The following is a 25084-nucleotide window of genomic DNA, read 5'->3' on the forward strand; positions in this document are numbered from 1 at the left end:
ATTAGCCCATTATAGCAACTATAATATTTTGTGAACCAGCTTTTTGTGGCTTAATAGCACCTTCCACTGCCGTTCCATTTAAAATTATTTCTTTAATACCCTTCTGTACTCCATTTGGATTTTTTATGGTTATATTATAAGTTGCTCCACGCCATAGACGAGTAACTTCGAATTCTGTCCAATCTCCTGGTATACATGGATCTATAATCATGCCATCAAAGTTAAGACGAACTCCTAGCATGTAGTGAGTTGCTGCATAGTATGCCCAACCAGCACTTCCTGTAAGCCATGGGTGCCTTGCTCTACCGTGAGCTGTATGATCTTTTCCCATCACGAATTGACAGTATGAGTATGGTTCGGCTTCACGAGTCTCTATCATATCATTTTGATTATAAGGTAATAAGGCGTCGTAGAACTTCATAGCACTATCACCACGTCCAATCATACATTCAGCAACCCAAGCCCAGGGATTAGGATGACTGAAGATAGCTCCATTTTCCTTAACTCCCTTGTATACACGAGTTACGAAACCTATTCCATCATTTGGTTTGGTATAGGATGGTGACGTTAAGTGTAGACCAAAGTCTGAATATAAATATTTATCTACCGCATCCATACAAGCCTTAGCCCTTTCTGGGCCCGCTACACCAGAAATAACAGCCCAAGTGTTTGACTCAAGGTGAACCTTTCCTTCTTCATCTTTTTGAGTTCCTATTTTTTCTCCATCCGATGTAATTCCACGAATATACCATTCCCCGTCCCAAAGCTCATTTTCACATATTTTTTTAACTTTACTCGCTATTGCGCTATATACCGATACATCTTCTGTTCTACCTAAGAAGTTAGCACATTCAACAAAGTTGTTTAGTGCCCAAAAATGCAGGAAAGATACTAGAGCACTTTCCCCTCCTACAAGGTTTAAGCAGTCATTCCAGTCTGCTCTAAGACCTTTACATATCCCTGTAGCTCCAACCTGCGACCTTGAGAAATCAAGTATTTTCTTCATGTGATCATATACCGTGGCTTCTCCTCCATCAGCAAAAGTAACCATCGTATCAAACAACTGGGCTTCACCAGTTTCTTGTACATATTCACATATTGCTGCAATTAGCCATAATGCGTCATCTGAGCATGCATCCTTTAATCCATGTACTACATCTGACATGTTTGGAGTAGGTAAAACTGTTGGTGATTTTGAAGGTAAAATTTTAGCAACCTCTGAATCAAACCATTCTGGTTGGAATAAATGTAATCCGTAGCCTATGCTCGACTGTGCACGAAGAAGTTCAATTATACGTTGTTTGCACTTTTTAGGATTTGTATGAGGAACACACATAACATCTTGAGCAGTATCTCTATATCCAAGTCCTGTTCTTCCACCTACTTCTATAAATGAAGCAAATCTTGAGAACACAACGTTTGTTTCTGCTTGATAAAGGTTCCATGTATTTATCATGGTATTCATGCCTTCATTTGGTGTCTTAATCTGGAATGCCGATAATTTCCTTTCCCAGTATTCGTTAAGTTCATCAAATGCTTTATCTACAGTAGCAACATTTGAATATTTAGCCTTCATTTTCATGCCTTTAGCCCTTGCACCAACACCAACCATAAATATAAGTCTAGTTTCTTCTCCTGGAGCTAAGATTACTTTTTTATGTAAAGCACCACAGTGATTTCCACCGAGTTCTGAGCTCCCACTACAAATTCCCTTTTCTACAGCTATTGGATTATCTTCAGTGTGGTAGTTTCCTAAGAATTTATCTCTTAAACAATCATAGCTCTCTGGTTTAAAACTCGATGCTATGTATTGATAACCTGTCTCACCATTATCATAAAAAAGATCATTTTCTATAACTCCATCTTCATAACTAGAACCTGATGCGTATAAGCTCATCTGGAAGTTTTCATTATCCATATCAATATTTTGGAATGAGAACTCTACATAAGAAAACACACTTAATTTACGTGGAGTTGTTCCATTGTTCTTTATCTTTACATCCCATAATTCTACATCATCGTTTACTGGAATAAACAAAATCTGTTCTGCACTTATATCGCTATATTCGCAGGAAAATTTGGAATAAGATAGCCCATGACGGCATTTATAATTTGCCTTTTTAAGGTCTTTGCCAACTGGCTGCCAAGAAATTGTCCAATAGTCGCTAGATTCATCATCACGAAGGTAAACATAGTGGCCAGGTCTATCTAGTGGTACGCCGTTTGGTCTAAAACGAGTTATTCTATTGTACTGTGGCTTTTTATAGAATAGGTACCCACCTGCATTTTGAGAAATTACAGCACACATATCCTTCACCCCAAGATAGTTCGTCCAAGATACTGGTACATCAGGGCGTTCAATAACATATTCCCTGTTTACATTATCAAAATATCCATATTTCATTTTATCTTCTCCCTTTACTATAATTTAATTGTACTACTAACTTGATTTAGTTCTTCTTTAAATAACTCCTTAGCATTGCTGGATATTTCTAAAGTACAAGCACAGTAATATTATCAAATCCTTTCAGTTAGGTTGATTTTCCTTATCCCTTAACAGCACCAGCCATCATACCCTTAATTACATATTTTTGAGAAATTACATAGAGTGCTATCACTGGAATTATTGTTATTGTGAGCGCTGCCATCATCGCACCATAATCCGTGTTAAACTGGCTTGAAATTTGTGTTAAAAGCACACTTATAGGTCTTAATTCCCCTGTAAGATATACAAGTGGGAGAAGTAAATCATTATAAGACCATAAAAAAATCATTATACCTGAGGTTGCGAGTATTGGAGTAGACAATGGGATTATTATTCTCATAAATATTTTTGGTATACTACACCCATCTATTATCGCAGCTTCTTCAAGCTCAACAGGAAGAGACTTCATAAATCCTGTCATCATAATTATAGCAAAATTTAAAAATCCAGCAGTATGTGGTACTATTACAGCTAAATAAGTGTTATTAAAATGAAAAAACTGCAATATTTTAATATTAGGAATAATAACTGCAAATTGTGGAACAAGCATACTAGCAACTAAAAGTATCATTATTGGTCCATTTAAAAAGAACTTAAATCTTGCTAGTACAAATGCAGCCATTGCTCCAAGAATTAATACTAATACAACAACAGTACCAGAAATAACAAGACTATTAAAAAACCCCCTAGGAATGTCTATTTGAGAATATTTTCCAAGCGATTTGAAGTTATCTAAATTAAATTTAGTTGGAAAACTAAGAGCGCTAGAAATTATTTCAGATGAACTCTTAAAGCTATTCATAATAACCCATGCTATTGGTGCAATGGTTGTTATACCCCATGCTATTAATATAAAATGTGTAATAATCTTCGACATCTTAACTTTTGAATTAATATGCTTTTTTTCTATATAAATATCTTTTGAAACTTTTGAATTTAACATACTCTAACACCCCTCCATAACAACTAATAACTTATTGGATCTTTCCTTGATATTAATGTAGTAATAATAGTCAAACCAATTCCTATAACAACCATAAGAATAGATAGTGCAGACCCATAGCCTTGATTCATAGATTGGAATGTAGTTTGATATATATATGTGCTCAAAACCTGACTTGAATTCATAGGACCACCCTGCGTTATTGTAAATATAATATCAAAAACCTTTATAGCTGATGTAATTACCAAAGCAATAGTTGTAATTATTACATCCCTTATAAGTGGAAGTGTTATATATATTGATTTGGTTAATCCCGTTGCACCATCCAAAGATGCTGATTCATATATATCACTTGGTATTTTTGTAAGTGCGGTCATAAATATTACAAAATAAAAACCTGTCATTTGCCAAACATACGGCATCATAGAAAGTAATGCTGAAGATTTTTCAGTTAGCCATATTGTCTTTGACATACCAAATACACCTAAAATGTTATTCAAAAGACCTGCATCATACTGATATGTAAGTGAGAACAAAAGTCCTATTGCGGAACCTGATACTACAACAGGAAAAAAGAAAACTGTTCTATAAATCTTAAAACCCCTCTTGACTCCATCCATTAACATAGCAAGGAGTAGAGCGAATCCAATTTCAAATATAATACATAATACTATTAATAATAGTGTGTTTTTAATTGCTATCCCAACTACTGGGTCATGTAGAAGTCTCCGATAATTTTCTAAACCAATAAAAGACTTTTTCATTGAAAAATAATGCCAATCAGTTAAACTAAAATATAATGTTTGGATTAGCGGATTGAATAGAAAAACCGTAATTAAAGTAAGGGCTGGCGCTAAAAATAAAAAAGCATATTTTTTATCCTTTAAAATCATATTCATTACTCCCCGAAACATTATTTTAAAATACACAATGATCAATAGAATTTATTATATATTGAGCATTGTGTATTATTAATTAGAGATATTACTACTGAGTCTTGACTATTTTACTAATTTTTGTGCCTCATCGAGTACTTGTTGTGATGTCTTCTTTCCAGAAGCTATATATTGCATACCTTTCCATATAGCTGTAAAGGCTTCCTGATTCATATTATCTCCAGCAGGACCAGTCATGCTAGTAGCTTTAGTCGTAAAGTCACCGATATTTTTTGCTAGTGCACCACCTGTAGTTGAAGCTGGTACATTTTCAAGTGGAACCCCTCCTTTTTCAGCAAACTTAGCGAGTTGTTCTGGCTCTGTCATAAACTTAACAAATTTAATACCAGCTCCATTTTTCTTATCATTAAGAGCCTTAGTTACATACCAACCTGTGCCTGTACCACCAATGATGTCATTAGCATTAGCTTTTGCACCTGGTACTAGTGGGAACGGTATTACACTAACATTTTCCATACCCTGAAATGCTCCACCTGCCCAAGAACCTGAAATAAACATTGCAGCTTTCTTATCAGCAAAAGCCTGAGAACAAGCAGCTTGTTTAATTGTTAAGGCATCTTTTGTAAATGCTTTTTTATCATAAAGGTCTTTAGTTAATGCAAGTGCTGGAGCCCAACTCGCATCAAATAATTTACTATGACCGGAAGCTCCACCTTGTGAAAGTAATAATGTCTCAATTAAATAATGTGGTTCTTAAGCAAACGAACAAGCGATTGGGGTTATGTTCTTTGCATTAAGTACTTGAATAGCCTTTATAATATCTTCATAAGTCTTAGGAATCTCAAGTCCGTTATTCTTAAATAAATCGGTATTTATCCATACTCCTTCAAAAAAACCAATGTAAGGAAGTGCATAAAGCTTACCATTATACTTTGCAGCATCTAGTCCTGATTTCTTAAAGTTTGCAGCCCAAGTAGCATCCTTAGCTAATTCATCTTCCCAAGAAATTACCTTACCGGAATCAACAAGCGGTTTTCCAGATGCGCTATTAAATCCGTATGTTACATCTGGTTCATTACCTGAAGCGAAATCAGTATTTATTTTTGTTTTAAAAGCCTCACTTGCAGCAGAAGTAGCTTCATCTATAACTTTAATTTTCGGATTTTTAGCTTGGAAATCTTTTATAGCCTGTTGCCATACTTCGGTGTATGGGTCTGCACCAGTAAAAGTTGTTTCTACTCTAATTGTTACTTCCGTCTCCTCTGCAACTGTTGTACTTGTAGCTGAATTCTTGCTACCGCATCCAGCTAAAGCTGAAGTTAAAACAGCAGTTGTCATGAGCAAACAAAACAATTTTTTGGATTTCTTCATTTTGATATCCCCCTATTTTTATTTCTACAATATTATTAAAATATTAAATTATGAGCTTTGTGCTTATTAATAATACTGATTGAATCCTTTCAAATTAGCAAGTAAACGTTTAGATGAAACCTCTTACTTACAATCATATTATAACATTCATATCAAAAACTTAAATCAGTCCATATTGGTATTTATTTGTTTATTTTGGCTTGTCTCCAAAATATGGTAATTTACACCTATGAATCAATGCTTTTTTATGATAATTTCTTTTTAATATATAATTAGTTCCGGAATTCATTCAGCCTAATATAAGGTATACTTATAGAAAACATATTAAAATTAAAATCAGCTTATGAAAGGACTTTTATTATGACAAAACATTCTATGAAATCCAAGCTTATTATTATTGCAATTCTATTCATTCTTTATCCTATAATAATTATTGGCTATTTAGGATATGTGAATTATTCAAAAACGATTAAAGAAAAAGCTATAGTGGACTATCAAAGTGCAGCCCAGCAACTGACCCATTCGCTTTCAGACAGAATGGATAAGCTTAACCTTTACTCTATACAGCTTTTTTATGATAGTAAAATAATTGATACAAACACTTTAATTAATACTAATAATTTAGATTTTATATATGAAAACAGTTTCCAACGGTATTTACAATCCTTACTTTTCTCTAAATATGAGCTAAACGAAATTCTCATTAAATACTCTGAGAGTGGAAAGGTTTTTCAAGCAAATAGAGCTTTTGTTGCTACTACGGATTGTTACACTAATATTGATAAGTTAAATGAGATAGCCATAAAAGGAAAAGGCTCTCCAGTATGGTATGTAGCAAGTAAAAACGGGAAAATAGATGGTATATACTTAGCAAAATCCATATACGATTCATTAAATGTGAATAAGGTAGTGGGTCTTTTAGCCCTTAAAATAGATAATCAATGCTTTATGGAAATATTTAACAATACTATGATTAACTCAAGGCAAACTTTGGGTCTCTATAGTAGCGATGGCCAATTAATATTTATAAATGATAGTTTTGATGTAAATACTAATAAATCCATACAATCTTTTCTTAATTCTAATTTAGACAAAGGTGAAGGAGAGATAAAGACTAAAAGTGACTCTCTATATATGATATATGACACAATTAAACCAACCAATTGGAAACTTGTTGTTGGAATTTCAGGAAACGTATTGTTTAAAGAGATACGAAAGGTAGCCAAATTTAGTATACTTCTATGTATAGCTACTCTTCCCATTTGCTTATTACTTATAAATTACTTATATAATACAATGATACATCCACTGAAGGTATTAATAAAAAGAATGAAGGAAATAGAAAATGGTAACATGGGTGTAATAATAGAAAGTGATCGCAAGGATGAATTTGGTTTCGTATTTCGTACCTTTAATAAAATGTCGAAAAATATAAAGACCCTAATTGATACAGTATATAAAGAGCAAATTGTAATGAAGCAAGCTGAAATTAATGCATTGCAAGCTCAAATTAATCCCCATTTTTTATATAATACACTTGAGTCCATTAACTGGAAAGCAAAAATTCACGGTGATGATGAGGTCAGTGAAATGATTTCTGCTTTTTCGTACATTATAGAAGCAAACCTAAATAGGAGCAACGAGAAATTTATTCCTGTTTATAAAGAAATCGAATATATCCAAAGCTATAAATTCTTAATCCAGAAACGATTTGGAAAGAAAATAGGATTTAATTTAAATATTGATGAAGACACCCTAAATAACAGGCTTCCTAAGCTTTTAATTCAACCTATAATTGAAAACACAATATACCATGGACTTGAAATGAAAAAGGGTGGTGGAACAGTAGATATTATAATAAAGAAGGAAAACAATCAACTAATTATTACTGTGGCAGATGACGGGTTAGGTATTGAAAAAAGCAAATTACTAGCCCTAATAGAAGACATGAGTGATGATAAATTTCCAGATTCAGAAAATTTCTTGGATAATTCTAAGATAGGTGTAATTAATGTGCATCGCAGAATTAGACTACTTTATGGTAAAGATTACGGACTAAAAATAGAAAGTCAAGAGGGTATGTGTACGATTGTTACAATTAAAGTACCCGCCGACATATAAAAGGGAGTGTATATTAAATGTTTAAAGTACTTATAATTGATGACGAAGAAATCATAAGAGAAGGCCTAAAAACTGTTATTGATTGGGATTCATTGGGGTGCAGCGTTATAGGTGAAGCCTCAGACGGGGATGAAGGACTAGAAATGATTTCATCAATGCAACCTGACATTGTCTTCACTGACATCAGGATGCCAGGTTTAAATGGTTTAGAAATGATCTCTAAACTAGAAAAACATAAGCATGAATGTAAAATAATAATATTATCTGGCTTTAGAGATTTTGAGTATGCCCAACAAGCTGTTAAACTTGGAGCCTTTAGATTTCTTCTTAAACCCACAAATACTAAGGAATTAATCCTCTCCATTAAAGAAGCTATTATTGAACTTAAAAAAGTAAAATCAAATGAAGAAATCTTTAAGAATTTGAAAAGAAAAGTTAAAGAAAATTACAATTTAAGTGATGACGTTACAATCATGGAAGATAACTCACTTAATACTAATGAAAAAAGTTCTAAGTTGCTTGTAGTTAAAGCCCTGTCTTTTATGAAGGAGAATGTAGCTATGGGCTTAACCTTAAAAGATGTATCAGCCTATTTATATATCAGTACCTGGTACCTTAGTAAGCTGATAAAAAAAGAGACTGGTAGTAACTTTATTGATATCTTAAGTGAAATACGTATTGATGAGGCTAAAAAACTATTACTTCAACCCCAATATAAAATTTATGAGGTTTCAGCAATGATAGGTTTTACAGACGTAACTTATTTCAATAAACTCTTTAAAAATATTACTGGTTTAAAACCTATGGAGTATCGAAATAAGATTTTTAATGATGAATAGAAATCAAAAGCTTCCAGTTTTTATGTAGTTTTTATAACTTAAAAGATTCTAGTGGATTAATCCACTAATCCTCTATTTTTAGTAATTTCATTTAATTTCACTAAATTGTTAGAAATTACAAAAGCAAGTATAGCTGGTATAATCCATGCAAATCCTAGATTGGATAAAGGAACATATTTAAAGAACCCAATGCTATTTGCTGTTAAATTATTTATAGTATTTAAAACACTTACTATTAAAACTGTGTATGTAGTTATAGCAACTACCTTATTATTTTTCACTATATCACCAAGCAAGGTAGTAACTATTAGAACAATTACAATTGGATATATAATTTGTAAAACTGGACCTGCCAATTTAATTAAACTATCAACATCCTTTGTAGCCATTACTCCACTTACTAAAGCCATACTAATAGCAATACTTTTATAAGATAATTTCCCCTTAGAAAGTTTAGCAAAGAATTTTGATCCAGCTGAAAGTATTCCTATAGCAGTCGTTAAACATGCAATAGTAACACATAAACTAAGTATAACACTACCAATACTACCTAGGTCTAATCTAACAATTTCTGTAACCAGACTAGTTCTAGATATACTTTTTGAGAACAAAGTAGTCGTTTGAGTTCCAAGGTACATAAGTCCAGTATATACAAAGGATAAACCGATTAAAGACACTACAGCCGATTTCATAGTTATCCTCATTATATCTTTTGAGCTTTCATAACCTCTTGCCCTAATAGATGCAAGAATTATTGATGAAAATATAACACCAGTCATAGCATCCATTGTTTGATATCCTTCTATTAAAGCTTTTGAGAATCCACCTTGGTAAGATGTAGATACAGTTGGCCCAATAGGATCTATTATTCCTTTAACTATAATTACAGTTAACATTAATAAAAGTGCTGGTGTAAGTATTTTACCTATATTATCAATTATTGAAGAAGGTTTAAGCGCAAATGCAAGCACTATTGCAAAAAAAGCTATAATCGATATGCTTTGTCCAATTAATGGAAATAAAGGATGTATTCCCAGTTCAAAAGTTGTTGCAGCAGTTCTTGGAATTGCGAATAAAGGTCCTATTACAAGAATTAAAGCAATAGAGACTATCACAGAAAATATTGGACCTACCCTATCTGCCATTTTTTCGAAAGTACCATTAATTTTAGCACAGGCAATTATTGCACATAGAGGAAGACAAACTCCTGTAATAAGAAAGCCTATAATTGATAATAAAACTGAGTTCCCTGCTGCTTTTCCTAATGTTGGTGGAAAAATTAGGTTTCCTGCGCCAAAGAACATTGCAAATAATGCAAAACCTATAACCATTGAATGCTTTGTTGAATTTTTGATTTATGTAACCTCCCTCTTAATTAATCTTTATAGTTTTTATAATAAATAAATCAGTACTTCTTTTAAAGATGATTTACTTTGTACATATTAACTTCATATTCATATAAATAGAAACAGAACTTGTCGGTAAATTGGAATTCAGCTATTACAATGATTACTTTCTCCTTAAATACAAACAATTACCTGTACCCCAAAAAAATTATACAATTCTCCTTTCAACTTTAGATCTAAAATTATTATTAATATCCCATCTTACCATTTTTTCAGTTTACTGTCAATTTGCCTTAGTAATGGAATTAGACTACAAAAAAAATTAAACGGCCTTAGCCCATGGAATTTAGGGCTTTATCCGCTTAAGTCAATTTTTATTATTTCACCTTAGATTTTAAGATATATTCTAAGATATTTTTGTTAATATTTGTTTTATTTATGGTAATTCGTTTATTTGATATTTTTACAATTAGAGGCAATATTAATCCTAAGCATAAAAGTATAAATGGTGTTAATAAATTAAGCACAAGTTGGAAAGTATACTCTGATGAGCTTGGTTTTACTTTTGGGAACATTCCCATAATGCATGCAAATGCAGTAAATGCAAAACACCATGAACCTATTATGAATGCTATCTTATCATTTTTTATAAATTTATATTCAGAAGAGAATTTCTTTTTAGCAAAGCCTCTTAAAGCCATGTATGATAAGAATACCCACAAATATCTTATTGGCATAACAATTGAATTTAGATCTAATAACCAGTTGTACAGGGTATTCATATCTCCAATACCTAAGGCTGGTACAATTATTAAAATTCCAACTAAAACAGCAGTCATTTTGTATCCATTAATTGGAGCTCCATATTTATTTGTTTTCATTAGACTAGCAGGAATATATTTTTTATCTCCTTCTGCAAATAATATTTTTAAAGGAGCATCAATGGAGAACGCTAATGCAGAAATTTGAGCAAGCATATTCGCAATTGCATATAAAATTAAAAATAAATTTCCTACGCCATAGTAATTACCCAATGTTTTAAATGCGTAGTACTGTCCATTCATTTTTAAATCTACTGGAATGTTATTTCCATCAAACATCATTCCCATTGCAACTGAACCTAATAATGCTGACATTGCTACCATTATTGCAAGTACAATCATTCCCTTTGGGAAATTTTTTGATGGCTCTTTTGTATCGTTAACATAAGGTGCTATTTTTTCACAGCCACCTATCGCAAACACCAGCATAGATATTGTAGTAAAGTATGCAAAGTTAAAATCGGGAATAAAAGATTTTAATGTTATGTGTGCTGTTGCAATTTTCACTCCTGTAATTGAAGGTGCTGCAATCATCATCACTATGTATAACATTGACATTACAAATACTGATGTTCCTGCTATGGTTCCTATTTTTTTCAATGAATTAACACCTCTTGAAGCAAACCATAGGAAAAATAAAAATAGTACTAATGTTACTGATTGTAGCACTAATGGGCTAAAACCATTAATGAATTTTCCATTTTGTGTTACTACCCATCCTAATGCTATTAAAATTGACTGGGGCTTTTGTGCTAAATATGGTACATGCACTACCCAATAAGTCCAGCCTGCTAAGTAAGCTAATTTTGTACCCATTGTAGATTTTATCCATGTACTAACTCCTGCTTTTCCCTCCTTAAATGTAGAACCTAATTCCCCTACCATTAATGCATAAGGTATAAAATATAATGAAATAATAATTATCCATGATCCAACAACTTTTAACCCTTGATTTGCAAAGTTATTAACAACATTTCCAAATCCCCATACCATAACAAAAGCCATCAGTGCTAGATTTTTCCAGGTAAGTTTTTTAACCCCTGTCTCGTTCATATTATGAACCCCCTCCAATTAATTAATACTACAAGAATCGTTTACAAATCTTTGATCTCCCAATATTTTCCATGAATCCTCTTCATACTAACATTATTCACACTTTATTTCAATATTTTATATAACTTTATATATTATATGAAATATAATATATCATTATTAAATTTCAGTTATAAATCGTAGAATTAAACCCTAATTGTGAACTCAATTTGTTTTGCAAATACAATCACCTAAAATTAAAAATAACAAAACCTAAAAGTAATCATATACTATATTGTAAATACTTTAAGGAGTTAGTTAAATGTATATTGATGAAGATACCATTAGATTTTATAATCCAACGTATAACTATGAACTAGAAACTCAAGATTTCCCTTTAATGTATCCATACAGGCAAATGGATGATTTTACATCCTTCGCACAAGGGCCTCAAGGTGGACCGTCTTCTGCACCTCCAAACTTTACACCATCGCAGCCTCAATCACAACAATTTGGTGCTACCCCTCTAGCTATAGACCCAGGTGCAATTAGACCTTGCCTTTATAGATTTGTATATATATGGCCAAGGAGAGAAAGAGGCTTCTGGGCATGGCTTACATTTGTTGGTCCTAGATCTATATCCGGTTTCCGCTGGAATAGAAATAGATGGAGATTTTTCGGAATGGATTTGAGAAATATTAATAGTTTCCAATGTTTTTAAAATAATAATTAAAGAATCGAGGAATAATATGGAAAAATTCCAACCTTTCCATGGTATGATTACCATGATTAATGACTTTTGGATAGGGGCAAATGAAGAAGGCGCGGGATGTTATAAATTAATGTCTGTAGAAAACGTATATGGAACTTTAGTTAATTTCGTGGTTACGCCGACTACTTACTTTGTAGACCATGTAATGGTGATACCTGGAGATATGGTAACTGGCTTTTATGATGCAAATGCACCTGTTCCTCTCATTTTTCCGCCACAATTTAGATCAATTGTTATGGCAAGAGATGCACAATATCAAAATGTGAAAGTAGACTATTTTAACGATAAGTTGGTTAGTAGCGATAATAATTTAAAATTAAACATTGCCCCCAATACTCAGATAGTTTTAGAAAATGGGCAATCATTTAGCAATAACCCTACAAATCGAAATCTAATTATTGTCTATGGCGCTACCACAAAGAGTGTACCAGCTCAGACCACACCATATAAAATTATTGTTATGTGTTAGATATTTTTTGCATTTTTAATGTCGTTGAAAAATCCACTTTGGCTCTCATAACTATATTAACATAGATTGTTCGTTTCATTTCCATTCTTTCTCTCTAAAAGATTGGTGATGTGACGGACAATTTTTTATAGCTTTTATCAACACAGCTTATCTGCATCAATTCCAATCTCTGTAAGGGAAATAAGTCATTCCCTTTGTGTTTATTTATATTATTTAATAATCAATGAAATAATTTATCACCTAAAAGCATATAGATATTTTATATGAATTAAATTTAGATGCTATTGGGAAAGTTATAAGTTTTATTAATTATGTTAAATTATTATTAGGGGGCGTTAATTTCGAACAAGAAAACTTTCAAAAAAGGAAGCTTCGTAATTAGTTTTGTGCTTATTTTATCCTTTGTTCTTTCGTCTTTTTTATTTGACTTATCATTTGCAGCTACACAAAACAACACCTTAAAAGCAGTACAAGGTCATCTAGCTAGGCAACCTACAGCTTCAAGTACTACTTCACCATACGACAGTACCTACTATGCATCTGCAATTGGTAAAACAGGCATAAGTCTTAAATCAACATTAAACGATATCATTGATAATCATACTAAGCTTTCTTATAAACAGGTTTGGGATGCATTAAGAAATACAGATGAAGACCCAAACAATGCAAATAACGTGATCTTGCTTTATACCGGACGTTCCCAAGGAGAGCTTACAAATGGAGGCGGAGTAGATAATTGGAATAGAGAACATGTATTTGCAAAATCACATGGTAATTTTGGAACTACCGCAGGAGCTGGAACGGATTTGCATCACCTTAGACCAGCCGATGTATCTGTAAACAGCGCAAGAGGAAATTTAGACTTTGATATGGGTGGTACACCTAATTCTGAAGCACCTCTATGTAAATCTGATAGTGATTCCTTTGAACCAAGAGATAGCGTAAAAGGGGATATCGCTAGGATGCTGTTTTATATGGCAGTGCGTTATGAAGGAGAGCATGGAGAAGTAAATTTAGAGCTAAACGAATTAACCAATAATAATACAGCTCCTTATATAGGTAAATTATCTGTTTTATTACAATGGAATGCCCAGGATCCAGTTGATGCTTTTGAAAGACACAGAAATGATGTAATCTATAAGAATTATCAACACAACAGAAATCCATTTATAGATCATCCAGAATGGGCAAATTTGATTTGGAACTAATTACTAAAAAAACTAACTCACAAATAAAAATTCGAGTTAGTTTTTTTAATCCTAATCTATTAAATTATCACAATCAGCATCAAATAGTCCATTCTTTACTTTACTCCTACTGCATCCCAAGATGCATTCACCGCAGCAACTTCTGATCCATCTGCACCGTAAAGATCTGTTGCGGATTGAACAAGTGCAACCCTTGCATCGTGGAAGTTAGAAGTTGCAATTAAATAATTAGATAAAGCACGGTAATAAATTTGTTCTGCTTTAGCTATCCCTACGTTAGCATTTGAAGCTATAAGATAACAAGCTTTGTTTGGAATTCCACTGTTTGTATGAACTCCACCCCAATCTCCTTCTTGCGTATTAGGAGTAACTACAAATTTACTCATATTATCTGGATCGCCATATTTAGTTGGATTGGACATATCTCTTAATGCATCACCCTCTACTTTAGGTGTCCAAACATCTTCACCCATTAACCAGTCAAATTTATCAGCTTGTCCATAATTTTCGATGAATGCACCAAAAGAGTCTGACAAAGATTCATTTAATGCTCCAGATTGAAATTCATATTCAAGATTTGCTGTTTTTTCATCTACTGCATGTGTCATTTCGTGACCCACTACATCTAAAGCTCCAGATAATTCAATAGAATCAATACCATCCCCATCTCCATAAATCATTCGAGTTCCATTCCAAAAAGCATTAACATAGTTCTTAGCGTAGTGAACTGTAGATTTAATTTCCATATCTTTTCCATCAAAACCATTTCTATTGAATTTAGTTTTATAATAATCATATACAACTCCTGCATAGTAATGTGCATCTACAGCAGCTTTATCATTAATTACGTTTGTAGTTGAATAGACTATAGAACCAATTTTGTTAGTAGTATTAGCCGCTGAAGTAGTAGTTATGCCATTACCTCTTGTGGTATCTCTTAATTGATATTGAGCCTTGTTACGTACCAAAACCTTGTCAAGATTTAATGATTTAGAATCATTAAGTACACCTAAACCTGTTCCTGTAGCAGCAACCTTAGATATTTTATTGCCTTTTTTTACTATATCTCCATTTTCAGCATTTATAAAGAACTTCCAATTTCCTGGTGTTGGTGATAGAAAGCTTAATGAAACAACATAAACTGGAACATATTTATCGTTTATATTGTATAGGTAAAGTTTAGTAGTTGGATCCGCCTCAAGCTTATCAAATTTAACTTGCGTTTTTGCAATTTCAAGAGCTTTGTTTTCACCTATTAACTGTTCTTTATTTATTTTTGCATTTTTTGCGTTAGCATCATATTTACCATTCACAGCATATACTTCACCCTTTTGATTAAAATGAACAATATATTCATTACCATAAACCGGAATATCATTTACCATTTGTTGAGTTTTGATATGTTTAAAACCCAATTTATCATCATTTGATTTTACTTCTTCCAACTTATTCACTGAATCTTCGACTACGGTTTTATTTCCCTTAAAGAATTTATGCACGCCTTTCATGTCTTTTGACAATTTTTCTGATGATTGTACCTTTACAAAATTTGCCGGCTTTCCTTGTGATGCATTTGCATTAGCTGGATTAATTAAAACCACCATTGCCATTGCAGTTAAGATTGAAATTGCTTTTTTCATATAATCTCCCCCTCTATAATTTGTATATACAGTGTTTTTATGTATATAACTACTTATATAGTAAAGAGAATATTCTTTATAGTCAACTAATTTCGCAACATAATATATGACATTTTTTTTATTATTTTAAATGATTTATAATGGAACATCAAAATTTAACTAGTAAAATGTCTATAAAATATTGTAGTCACGTTAAATCATCTTCTGCGAAGCTGCAATATTTATAAAAAGACCATTTATGCGTTAACCTGTAATAAATATATATTAGAATTGAAATATTACTCGGACCGTTTTCGTTAATAAAACTTAGAAATCCAGCAGTCAAAATAAAACTGCTGGTTTTTGCTTATTAATGTGGTTTTGCCCAAAGTAGAAATTCCCCCACTTTTTTAGAATTTATATTCATTATGACTATATAAACCTCTGGGATAAAATTCCATGAAATCAAAGTTAATAAAACATTTTGACCAATATATTTATTTAACAGAATTAGTTTCCCAAAACTTCATTAATCATTATTATGCTTCATTAATTATTTTTATGCTTCAACTAGTCACCCTAGAGATTAAAACAAGCAGGCTTATCCTATCATTATTCAACAATTTCACCTTCATACCTCTCCGTATAATTGTCAATTTTTGAAGGTATTCCAATATATCTGTAGAATATATCTATAATAGAGAAAACAAATTAGAATTCAATCCTCTATCAACATATCAATTGGTATCCTGCTGTCAAGTATATAATACTTAAACTACAGTGGATCACCCATCATTACCATAGCTCAATTTCAACGTATTAAAGAATCTAATTAAGCATATTATTCACTCTAATATCTTAATTGCAACATACTAGACATATAACAAAAGGAGGTTAAATAATGATTAATATACTTATATGTGATGATTGTCCCAAAACAGTGAGTCTGCTAAAAAATATAGTTGTGGAAACTTACGAAGAAGAAATGGATTTCAAAGATTTCACTGTGTTAACTTTTAATAATTCCACTGATGTTATATCATATGTTAAAAATAATGTTGAAAATAACATATACATATTGGATATCGATTTAAATGAAGAAAAAACCGGGTTAACCCTAGGAAGAGAGATTAGAAAATTAGATAAGTATTCAGGTGAAATGATTTTTGTTACCAATCATGTTGAATTAAGTTTTAAAGTGTTTCAATACAAACTACGTGTGATAACATTCATAAATAAAAGCATACATCTTGAAAATCAGTTAAAAGAAAGCCTTTTAATTGCTACCCAAATACTGAATAAGGAAAAAGATGAAGATCCAAAGAAATTAGTAATTAAAATAGGTGCAGAAATGTTTAATATACTGCTTCAAGATATTATTTATATTGAAACTATAAAAAATAGCCGCAAAGTGACTCTTCATAGTACCAATACTATCGTTGAATTTTACAGCACGTTAAAAGAATTAATGAATTCACTAGATAATAATTTTATTCAAACCCATAAAACAAATATAGTGAATAAGAAATATATAAAAATCGTATGTAAAAATTCTAATAATCCTTATGTGGAAATGGTGACAGGAGACAGATGCCCTATTTCTAGGACAGGTTTAAAAGAGGTGAACAATGCGTGTGGATAATAAATATAGTTCTTTTATTTATTATGTTTTATGTTCAATTATATATTGGTTGTAAATTAAAAAAATATGAATTTACTATCAATATAAACAATTTCATAATAATACTAAGTGTCTCTATATTATACTATTATGTGCTTAAGTTTAATTATTTAAATGGTTATAAGGTTATCATTACCACTATATTTCTTATGATAATTTTAGCCGTATTACTTGAACGCAATATCTTATCTTTGATTCAAACTACATTTTTTATAACCCTAATAATGACATTATCTGAATCTTTAACAATGCAATTTTTTACTAATATATTAAATATTAATCTAAAAATTTTATCTACAAACAAAATAATATTTATTTTGTTTAATATTGTAATATTTTTCATTGCTGTTTTTATAATTAACTTTAAAAAAATATTTACTATATCTTTAATTTCTAAATATAGAATTAAAGATAATGATTTTATGGTAAATACTATATTTATTACAAATTTAATGATTGTATTTATTATTATCTATTTTTTATCATATAAGTCCTTCAATAATTATACCGTTGTTATTGTACTTCTAATTTCTACTGTTTGCATAATTCTGATTTTGATCTTTTCCCATAAAAATTATATGTTAAAAGCAAAGCAACAAAAATTTATACAATTAAAAACATATACTAGTATTATAGAAAATTTAGTAGATGATGTAGCTAAGTTTAAACATGATTGTAATAATATTCTTTTTATGACACGAGGATATTTAGAAGACAATAATATTGAAGAATTAAAAAGAATTTTTAATGTAGAGTTAATTAATGAATGTGAAAACAATGAAATACTTAAGCTAAAAAAAATAAAAGATGCTGGTTTAAAGGGATTATTGACTTCTAAAATAGTAAAATTTCAATTAGATAATATAACTCTATCAGTAGAGATTTTAGATACAATAGATACTTTTCATATAGATATTATAGATCTATGTAGAATTGTAGGTATATTGATAGACAATGCATATGAAGCGGCAAAAGATAGCAAAGAGAAATTTGTATCTATATCTTTCATTCAAGATGAATGTTTAAATATAACTATTGCTAATTCTTATAATAGCAATGTAAATATAAGCAAGATATACAAAAAAAACTATTCCACAAAAGGTCAAAATCGTGGAATAGGTTTAAATAATGTAAGAGAAATTGTAAATAACAAATATCCTAATGTTTTATTAAAAACATCTGTTAAAAAAGAATTTTTTATTCAAGATTTGTATATAGAGGCTAGGTAGATAAGACTACTTAGCTTTTCTTAATAATGATTTTGGCATTTTAGGTTCTTCTAAAGCATAACCAATGCAAGCTTTAGTGGATGTATGCGCTATATTCGTAGCTATATTGCTTATTTTAATTGCTAAAATTTCAGATACTTTCTCTGTAATATTCATAATTGTTATACCTCCTGTTTAATATTTTATATGTAATCGGACATATAAGAATGGCTTCTACCAATAGTATATACATAAAGATATTAGAAAAAAATGGGTTTTTTATATATATAGAAAAAAGAAAATAAACAATAGCTGTAAGTATACTTTTTATTTTCAGATTTTGCCTAACATTTTTATCTAAATAAGGTTTTTCCTCTGTATCTGCTGGTGCATATTTAAAAAATATACATACAACAACTATAAAAATAAACGCTTTTACAATAATGGTAAGTTGAGATGCTAAAGAAATATATATGGCACCCAATATTATAAGTCCTGTAGAGATTAAGCATGTAATACTTTTTCTAGCATGGATTCCTCCTACAAAGCGACGCGAAATCCCAAAGATTATTACGGTGTACAGCGTATACCAGAATAAACCTACTCCATATCCTACAGCTAAAATAATAGGAAATTTTGTAATATTCATAAATAACACTTCTATCCCATACCTTATAATTTCTAAGTCCTCTTCTGTCTTATTAGGCACTTTTCTTTTTATATAATTTGATAATTTCATACTAAACTCTTCTGATAATCTCATGCAATTACTTCCTTAATAAAAACAATTTCTTATATGTCAAATTTAACAAGTAAATAGCTAATTGTCAATGAAATTGTATTGAACGACACGAAAATTGCATTGAATGACATTTAAACATACTTTATACCAAATAATGCAATTATTATACTATACAATTAAGGATTATACATATATTTCAACATAAATGATATTGTTGTGTAGGGATGTTCATCCCAAATTCATTAATTATATAAAGGGGGAAAATAAAATTGTTAAAACAAAAAAAGGGCTCAAAAATGAAACTAATTTATTCTAAACTAAGTCTCTATGGGGTTATATTTGTTAGTACGCTTCTAATCACTTGGCAACCCGCATTTGCAGCAAGAGCAATAAATAAGCCGATAGAGGCGAAAACACCTACCGAGCACTCTATTAAGGTGAAAGCTTTAGGTAGCTCAACCCAGGAGCATTATGTAAATTTTTCAGGTGTTACTGGATCAAAGTGTAATGTTCGAAGCGGTCCAACCCTTACATCAAGACAAACAGATAGTATTCCTGGAAATACAAGAGTCAATTTTAATGGATGGGTAGAAGGAGATTCAGTTCGAGATTATTGGTCAGGAATACCAGATACTAAATGGTTCTTTTATACAGATAGAAATAATCAAAAAGCTTATGTTACTTCTGCTATAGTATATGGTAATCCTCCGGAAGATACGAACACAAACCCACCGGAAGACCCTAATACAAACACAAGTGCAACAGTTCCAAACATTAAACAAAGAATGGACCAATGGTGTTGGGCAACTACAACAAGTGCTATTTTACAACACTATGGTTATAATGTGACACAAGAACAGGTAGTTACTTCCGTTAAAGGGAGCTTAGTCAACGAATCAGGTTATCCAAATGAAATGCTTAACGGCTTAAGAAATTTCGGATTAAATGCCAATTACAGCCAGTCTATTCCCTCTTATACACGCATTCAAAGTGAAATTAATGCAGGTAATCCAATGGAGACAATGATTTCATGGACTAGTGGTGGTGGACATGCACAAGTTTTAGATGGCTGTTATAGCAATAATGGAACAAACTATGTGAAAATTATGGACCCTTGGTATGGAGAGCACTCTGACTATGAAGTTAATAGTTACAAAAACAGTTCAAAACAAACATGGGTGGGTTACATAAATAATTTCAGTAAAAGATAAAATGTAAAAAGATTAGCTAATTACAGTCAATAATCGTTTGAAAAATTCAAAATTCATAGGAGGAACAAAAATGCTAAAAGGAACAAAAATTTTAGTCTGCATAGTAGCCGTAGCAGGTTGTATTACCATTGGATCAATGGTTACAAATGCAGCAGATAAAACAAAAGATACCATTGCAAATAAAGCATTAAATGATTATGTGGTAGGACAAGGACAGAGTACAGATAAATCCCTTCAAATGGGACAAGTACAAAAAGGTGGAGTAGACGGAGTGAAACTTTCTAATTTTTCTATTCCAATTTATGATATTGCTCAAAGCAAGGATGTTTTAGATTTTAATGGAAATACAATTTCAGGGATTTTGAAAGGAACAGACGAAAGACTTTGGTTTATGATGAATCAAGATCAGCCAAAGGGAATTGTAGTTGCAACTAATGTTAAGCCAGTAAAAATGGGTGGAGAAAATCGAAGTAAAGATTTAATGAAACTGTACTCAAGTATAAAACAAACTTTAAAAGTTAAAGAAGAAATAAGATATTTTGAATTTCAAGGACAAGGAATTTTCTATGTTGCCGGCGGCACTGAAGAACGAGTGTATTTAAGCAAATCAGCCTCACAAATATTGAAAATACCTTCTGGAAAAGAGATTTCTCCACAGAGCTTATTAGAAAAATTAAAAGGTATAATACAAGAAAATAAATAAATTTGTGTTAATTTATTATTTGAAATACTTTATAACTGGAAATTTAATTTCCAGTTATATTTTTAGGATTTTTTTGTATACTATTTATTTTCATGTATTTTAATTTGATCTTTTAAACTATGCAAAGAACTCAACCCCACATTCTTCTATAATAATTTTTTAAGTCTATCTCCCTCATTACTAAATAATATTGCGTCGTCTAAACACTCAATATCTTTATTATTTAGTTTATATAATTCAACTCCTAATTCAGATAATATTTCATTTTTATATATTTCAAGTTTTATTCCATCAATTGTATTCATAAATAATTTGTCCCTCCTCTATCATTCACATTCATTATTTAATTTACCTGACTTAGTTCTCAATTCGGTGTAATTACATATCTATATTATCTTCCATCATTCCTTGTATTTTTATACCCTTATTTCTATATTTAAAATTCCAGAAAGAAAATCTCCCACTCCTATAAGTGATAATTACCTGCTATAAAGCATATTAAAGCGACTATAAAAATAAAATTTACTGTAACAAATAAAAAAATATTGAGTTCTCAATGTATATACAAGAGAACTCAATATTTTCACTTAAACTTTTCTAATATTTCTTCCATTTCTTTAAATTCCTTATTTATAGACTCTTCTGGTTTTTCAGTTATAACGCTAACAACTATAACAGCTATGAGCGATAATATAAATCCTGGAACCATTTCATACATATAAGTAGATAATCCAGAAACAATCCATACAATAACTGTTAAGCCTCCTACAACCATACCTGATAGAGCGCCCCATTTAGTCATTCTCTTCCAATAAAGACTTAGTAAAAGAACAGGTCCAAAGGATGAACCAAAACCAGCCCATGCTTGCCCAACTATATTAAGAATAGTTTTGTTTGGCAAATATGCAAAGAATGTGGCAACAGCTGAAACTATAAGTATAGATATTTTCCCTATCTTCATTTGCTGCTTGTCTGATGCCTCTTTGTTTAAGAATGTTAAATAAAAGTCCCTTGTTATAGAACTTGAACAAACTAATAGTTGAGAAGAAATAGTACTCATAATAGCTGATAGCACTGCTGCTAATATAATACCCGTAATAAATGGATGGAATAAAACATCTCCAAGACGAAGGAAAACTGTTTCTGGATCCTTAAGCGGGATGTTGTTTTTTGTAAAGTATACAAGTCCTATAAGTCCACTTGATACAGCACCTAAAAGACCTATGGTCATCCAGGTAATCCCTATTCTTCTTGCTGACTTTAATTCCCCTGCAGATTTAATTGCCATAAAACGGACAATAATATGTGGTTGTCCGAAGTATCCAAGTCCCCATGCCAAAAGTCCAATAATAGTTGCAACACTTGTTCCTCTAAACATATCAAATAAAGCTGGGTCAATAACTTTTATTTTATTAACAAATGTACCAGCATCTACTCCTATATTCATATATGCTACAATTGGCACTACAACTAGTACAACAAACATCAGGGATCCTTGGAAAAAGTCTGTAAGACTTACTGCTAAAAACCCTCCAAAATATGTATATAGTACAACTACCGATAATGTAACAACTACACCCGCTGTATATGTAGAGTTAAATATACTTTCAAATAATTTCCCCCCTGCTACAATTCCAGATGAAACATATAGCACAAAGAACACAAGTATTATTATCCCAGATACAAGTCTAAGCATATTAGACTTATCTTTAAAGCGGTTTTCTAAATAATCTGGAACAGTTAATGAATCATTCGAAACCTCTGTATAAATTCTAAATCTTGGAGCAAGCAGAAGGTAATTTAAGTAAGCCCCTATTGTTAAACCGATTCCAAGCCAAATGCTAGATATTCCTTTTGTATAAACCGCACCAGGAAGTCCCATTAGCATCCAGCCACTCATATCGCTTGCACCAGCAGATAGTGCTGTTACCATAGGTCCAAGCCCTCTTCCACCTATCATGTAGTCTGAAATATCATTTGTTTTTCTGTAAGAATAATAGCCTATTAAAAGTAAAATAAGTATATATACCCCCATAGCAGCAACTGATTCTATTTCCATATTAATTCTCCTTTCAATACTATAATGTCATTCGTCAATTTCATAAAGTTTGTAGTATAGCATTTTACAAGACAATTGAAAATATGAGTTTTTAACAGATAATATTTGAGCGTACAAAACAATATTATACCACATATGTTTTATACGCTCACTGCCATTTTAATCTGGTTTCGTAATTTATATAATGAATTTCACAACTTTTTTAACACTGTAATTGACATAGGTACCAATTTACTTTATAGTGATTAACTATATATAGTTAAAATTGATATAAAGGAGTAGAAATCATTTGATTAAATTTTTGTTAGAGCTAGGCTTAAAGTTTGAAACCGTAGGTGTTTTGATAAAAATCATTATAACTTTAATGTTAATAATGATTTTTTATTTAGTAAAAAAAAGTATATGTTCATTTATTAATAAATCCAATCTTGATTCCAATAACATAATAAAATATAAAAAAACATCCTCGCTATCAATAAATATCTTAACTGCTGTAGTGATTATACCAATATGGATGTATGAGTCTAAGTATATACTTACATTTTTAGGATTTTTCTCAGCTGGACTAGCCTTTGCCTTTCGTGATCCTGTAGCAAGTTTTTTAGGTTGGCTTATAATTAATACTCATAAGCCTTTTAAACTTGGGGATAGAATAAAGCTTGGGGAAAGTCTTGGTGATGTAATAGCTATAGACTGGTTTTATACTACCATAATTGAGGTTATGGAAAATGACAACAAAATCTATGGACAAAGTACTGGAAGAATTACTCATATACCAAATATAAAAGTTCTCACTGAAGATCTTATAAATGAATCTAACTCATTCCCTTTTACTTGGAATGAACTTAAAATAAGCCTTACACTTAAAAGTAATTGGAAAAAAGCTAAAAGCATATTACTATCTATTGCTAATGATAAAGTAGGAGATATTGAGCAAGAAGCAAAAGATTCACTAAATATAGCCTCAAAAACTCTTCCTATTTATTACGAGAACCTTTCTCATACAGTATACACTTCTATGGAACCCGGAAAAGTTTGTTTAAACTTAAGGCTTATTTGCAAGGCGAGAAATTATAGAAACTTACAACACGCCCTAGTAGAGGATATTTTAGAGGAATTTTCTAAACATGAGGATATTGAATTATTATAATTAAGTCGGTGAATTAGGAATACCTTCCACATTAAGTGAAATTGGAATTGGTGAATAAAAATTAGAGAAAATGGCCAAGCAATCTACTGCACGAGGAAAACTTGGAAATTTCAAGCCGCTTGACCCACAAAATGTACTAAATATATATATATCTACTCTAAAATAAGGGATATTTATAATTGTTACTACTCAGGCATTTACTATATGGTATGCCTAATTAGTAACTTATTTTCTTTTCATATTATTATAAACTCATTCCCAATCAAGCTCTAATATCCCATTTATAAATATTTCTAAAGAAGATGTATCTGAAAATATCCATATTGATTCTAATTTATCTAATTTGACTATAATTAAACTCTCCTTAATCAATATTATAGAAAAAAAATAATTAACAAGGGAATTTGA

General features: G+C 31.1%; 20 protein-coding genes and 1 pseudogene. 10 read left to right on the plus strand and 11 right to left on the minus strand.

Annotation, left to right across the window (positions count from 1 at the left end):
- Position 1: 1 nt before the first annotated feature.
- The 4 genes and pseudogenes from ACWJKP_RS13515 to ACWJKP_RS13530 all read right to left on the minus strand — a co-directional run bounded on the left by ACWJKP_RS13515 (position 2) and on the right by ACWJKP_RS13530 (position 5695).
- Positions 2-2404: a GH36-type glycosyl hydrolase domain-containing protein gene (locus tag ACWJKP_RS13515; RefSeq protein WP_165412271.1), complete on the minus strand. Its 2403-nt coding sequence runs from the start codon at positions 2402-2404 to the stop codon at positions 2-4.
- Between the two features lie 142 nt (positions 2405-2546).
- On the minus strand, positions 2547-3428 hold the full coding sequence (locus tag ACWJKP_RS13520; protein ID WP_165412270.1) for a carbohydrate ABC transporter permease: 882 nt from the start codon (positions 3426-3428) through the stop codon (positions 2547-2549).
- Between the two features lie 23 nt (positions 3429-3451).
- Complete coding sequence (locus tag ACWJKP_RS13525) at positions 3452-4321, minus strand: carbohydrate ABC transporter permease (RefSeq protein ID WP_165412269.1); 870 nt, start codon at positions 4319-4321, stop codon at positions 3452-3454.
- Positions 4322-4429: 108 nt separating this feature from the next.
- Positions 4430-5695: pseudogene (locus ACWJKP_RS13530) on the minus strand (ABC transporter substrate-binding protein).
- 360 nt (positions 5696-6055) lie between these two features.
- Here ACWJKP_RS13530 and ACWJKP_RS13535 point away from each other — a divergent pair.
- Positions 6056-7816 carry a cache domain-containing sensor histidine kinase gene (locus ACWJKP_RS13535; RefSeq protein ID WP_165412267.1) on the plus strand — a complete coding sequence of 587 codons (1761 nt, stop codon included), beginning with the start codon at positions 6056-6058 and terminating at the stop codon, positions 7814-7816.
- 17 nt (positions 7817-7833) lie between these two features.
- Positions 7834-8655 carry a response regulator transcription factor gene (locus ACWJKP_RS13540; protein WP_165412266.1) on the plus strand — a complete coding sequence of 274 codons (822 nt, stop codon included), beginning with the start codon at positions 7834-7836 and terminating at the stop codon, positions 8653-8655.
- A 56-nt stretch (positions 8656-8711) separates the two neighbouring features.
- Here the strand turns inward: ACWJKP_RS13540 and brnQ are convergent, their stop codons facing one another.
- Positions 8712-9986, minus strand: coding sequence for a branched-chain amino acid transport system II carrier protein (gene brnQ / locus ACWJKP_RS13545; RefSeq protein ID WP_165412265.1), 1275 nt, complete (start codon positions 9984-9986; stop codon positions 8712-8714).
- Positions 9987-10378: 392 nt separating this feature from the next.
- Entirely contained in the window at positions 10379-11875 is a 1497-nt protein-coding gene (locus tag ACWJKP_RS13550) for an amino acid permease (RefSeq protein ID WP_462961211.1), read from the minus strand.
- 301 nt (positions 11876-12176) lie between these two features.
- Between ACWJKP_RS13550 and ACWJKP_RS13555 the strand changes: the two genes are divergently transcribed.
- The 3 genes from ACWJKP_RS13555 (at position 12177) to ACWJKP_RS13565 (ending at position 14303) form a co-directional block, all read left to right on the plus strand.
- On the plus strand, positions 12177-12575 hold the full coding sequence (locus ACWJKP_RS13555) for a hypothetical protein (protein WP_224578878.1): 399 nt from the start codon (positions 12177-12179) through the stop codon (positions 12573-12575).
- Positions 12576-12603: 28 nt separating this feature from the next.
- Complete coding sequence (locus ACWJKP_RS13560) at positions 12604-13095, plus strand: hypothetical protein (RefSeq protein WP_165412263.1); 492 nt, start codon at positions 12604-12606, stop codon at positions 13093-13095.
- A gap of 386 nt (positions 13096-13481) precedes the next feature.
- Positions 13482-14303, plus strand: coding sequence for an endonuclease I family protein (locus ACWJKP_RS13565; protein ID WP_224578876.1), 822 nt, complete (start codon positions 13482-13484; stop codon positions 14301-14303).
- A gap of 95 nt (positions 14304-14398) precedes the next feature.
- Here the strand turns inward: ACWJKP_RS13565 and ACWJKP_RS13570 are convergent, their stop codons facing one another.
- On the minus strand, positions 14399-15943 hold the full coding sequence (locus ACWJKP_RS13570; RefSeq protein ID WP_165412262.1) for a M4 family metallopeptidase: 1545 nt from the start codon (positions 15941-15943) through the stop codon (positions 14399-14401).
- A gap of 880 nt (positions 15944-16823) precedes the next feature.
- On the opposite strand from ACWJKP_RS13570, the gene ACWJKP_RS13575 reads away from it, so the two are divergent.
- Both ACWJKP_RS13575 and ACWJKP_RS13580 read left to right on the plus strand, forming a co-directional pair.
- Positions 16824-17564, plus strand: a complete 741-nt coding sequence (locus ACWJKP_RS13575) for a LytR/AlgR family response regulator transcription factor (RefSeq protein ID WP_165412261.1) — start codon at positions 16824-16826, stop codon at positions 17562-17564.
- Positions 17555-18832 (plus strand): sensor histidine kinase, encoded by a 1278-nt coding sequence (locus ACWJKP_RS13580; RefSeq protein WP_165412260.1) that lies wholly within the window; start codon positions 17555-17557, stop codon positions 18830-18832. Before ACWJKP_RS13575 ends, ACWJKP_RS13580 begins: the two co-directional genes overlap by 10 nt.
- 6 nt (positions 18833-18838) lie before the next feature.
- Here ACWJKP_RS13580 and ACWJKP_RS13585 read toward each other — a convergent pair whose 3' ends face one another.
- The gene (locus tag ACWJKP_RS13585; RefSeq protein WP_165412259.1) at positions 18839-18988 is read right to left on the minus strand and encodes an AgrD family cyclic lactone autoinducer peptide; all 150 of its coding nucleotides are present in this window, start codon (positions 18986-18988) and stop codon (positions 18839-18841) included.
- A complete protein-coding gene (locus ACWJKP_RS13590) occupies positions 18963-19574 on the minus strand; it encodes an accessory gene regulator B family protein (protein ID WP_165412258.1) in 612 nt (203 codons plus the stop codon). The genes ACWJKP_RS13585 and ACWJKP_RS13590 overlap by 26 nt, the downstream gene beginning before the upstream one ends.
- Positions 19575-19822: 248 nt before the next feature.
- Here ACWJKP_RS13590 and ACWJKP_RS13595 point away from each other — a divergent pair, with 248 nt between their 5' ends.
- Positions 19823-20764 carry a papain-like cysteine protease family protein gene (locus tag ACWJKP_RS13595; RefSeq protein ID WP_224578874.1) on the plus strand — a complete coding sequence of 314 codons (942 nt, stop codon included), beginning with the start codon at positions 19823-19825 and terminating at the stop codon, positions 20762-20764.
- Between the two features lie 70 nt (positions 20765-20834).
- The gene (locus tag ACWJKP_RS13600; protein ID WP_462961212.1) at positions 20835-21467 is read left to right on the plus strand and encodes a hypothetical protein; all 633 of its coding nucleotides are present in this window, start codon (positions 20835-20837) and stop codon (positions 21465-21467) included.
- Positions 21468-21613: 146 nt separating this feature from the next.
- Here the strand turns inward: ACWJKP_RS13600 and ACWJKP_RS13605 are convergent, their stop codons facing one another.
- Positions 21614-21772, minus strand: coding sequence for a hypothetical protein (locus ACWJKP_RS13605; RefSeq protein ID WP_165412256.1), 159 nt, complete (start codon positions 21770-21772; stop codon positions 21614-21616).
- A gap of 278 nt (positions 21773-22050) precedes the next feature.
- A complete protein-coding gene (gene putP / locus ACWJKP_RS13610; protein ID WP_165412255.1) occupies positions 22051-23526 on the minus strand; it encodes a sodium/proline symporter PutP in 1476 nt (491 codons plus the stop codon).
- Positions 23527-23815: 289 nt separating this feature from the next.
- On the opposite strand from putP, the gene ACWJKP_RS13615 reads away from it, so the two are divergent.
- A complete protein-coding gene (locus ACWJKP_RS13615) occupies positions 23816-24676 on the plus strand; it encodes a mechanosensitive ion channel family protein (RefSeq protein ID WP_224578872.1) in 861 nt (286 codons plus the stop codon).
- Positions 24677-25084 lie beyond the last annotated feature (408 nt).

This window comes from Clostridium sp. CM037, from assembly GCF_055081095.1.

What these genes read in the sequence shown, in the direction of transcription:
- ACWJKP_RS13555 (WP_224578878.1), top strand. Translation starts at nt 12,177, where the DNA reads ATGTATATTGATGAAGATACCATTAGATTTTATAATCCAACGTATAAC.
- ACWJKP_RS13600 (WP_462961212.1), top strand. Translation starts at nt 20,835, where the DNA reads ATGCTAAAAGGAACAAAAATTTTAGTCTGCATAGTAGCCGTAGCAGGT.
- ACWJKP_RS13515 (WP_165412271.1), bottom strand. Translation starts at nt 2,404, where the DNA reads ATGAAATATGGATATTTTGATAATGTAAACAGGGAATATGTTATTGAA.
- ACWJKP_RS13585 (WP_165412259.1), bottom strand. Translation starts at nt 18,988, where the DNA reads ATGAATATTACAGAGAAAGTATCTGAAATTTTAGCAATTAAAATAAGC.
- putP (WP_165412255.1), bottom strand. Translation starts at nt 23,526, where the DNA reads ATGGAAATAGAATCAGTTGCTGCTATGGGGGTATATATACTTATTTTA.
- ACWJKP_RS13560 (WP_165412263.1), top strand. Translation starts at nt 12,604, where the DNA reads ATGGAAAAATTCCAACCTTTCCATGGTATGATTACCATGATTAATGAC.
- ACWJKP_RS13605 (WP_165412256.1), bottom strand. Translation starts at nt 21,772, where the DNA reads ATGAATACAATTGATGGAATAAAACTTGAAATATATAAAAATGAAATA.
- ACWJKP_RS13575 (WP_165412261.1), top strand. Translation starts at nt 16,824, where the DNA reads ATGATTAATATACTTATATGTGATGATTGTCCCAAAACAGTGAGTCTG.
- ACWJKP_RS13550 (WP_462961211.1), bottom strand. Translation starts at nt 11,875, where the DNA reads ATGAACGAGACAGGGGTTAAAAAACTTACCTGGAAAAATCTAGCACTG.
- ACWJKP_RS13535 (WP_165412267.1), top strand. Translation starts at nt 6,056, where the DNA reads ATGACAAAACATTCTATGAAATCCAAGCTTATTATTATTGCAATTCTA.
- ACWJKP_RS13540 (WP_165412266.1), top strand. Translation starts at nt 7,834, where the DNA reads ATGTTTAAAGTACTTATAATTGATGACGAAGAAATCATAAGAGAAGGC.
- ACWJKP_RS13570 (WP_165412262.1), bottom strand. Translation starts at nt 15,943, where the DNA reads ATGAAAAAAGCAATTTCAATCTTAACTGCAATGGCAATGGTGGTTTTA.
- ACWJKP_RS13590 (WP_165412258.1), bottom strand. Translation starts at nt 19,574, where the DNA reads ATGAGATTATCAGAAGAGTTTAGTATGAAATTATCAAATTATATAAAA.
- brnQ (WP_165412265.1), bottom strand. Translation starts at nt 9,986, where the DNA reads ATGGTTATAGGTTTTGCATTATTTGCAATGTTCTTTGGCGCAGGAAAC.
- ACWJKP_RS13525 (WP_165412269.1), bottom strand. Translation starts at nt 4,321, where the DNA reads ATGATTTTAAAGGATAAAAAATATGCTTTTTTATTTTTAGCGCCAGCC.
- ACWJKP_RS13520 (WP_165412270.1), bottom strand. Translation starts at nt 3,428, where the DNA reads ATGTTAAATTCAAAAGTTTCAAAAGATATTTATATAGAAAAAAAGCAT.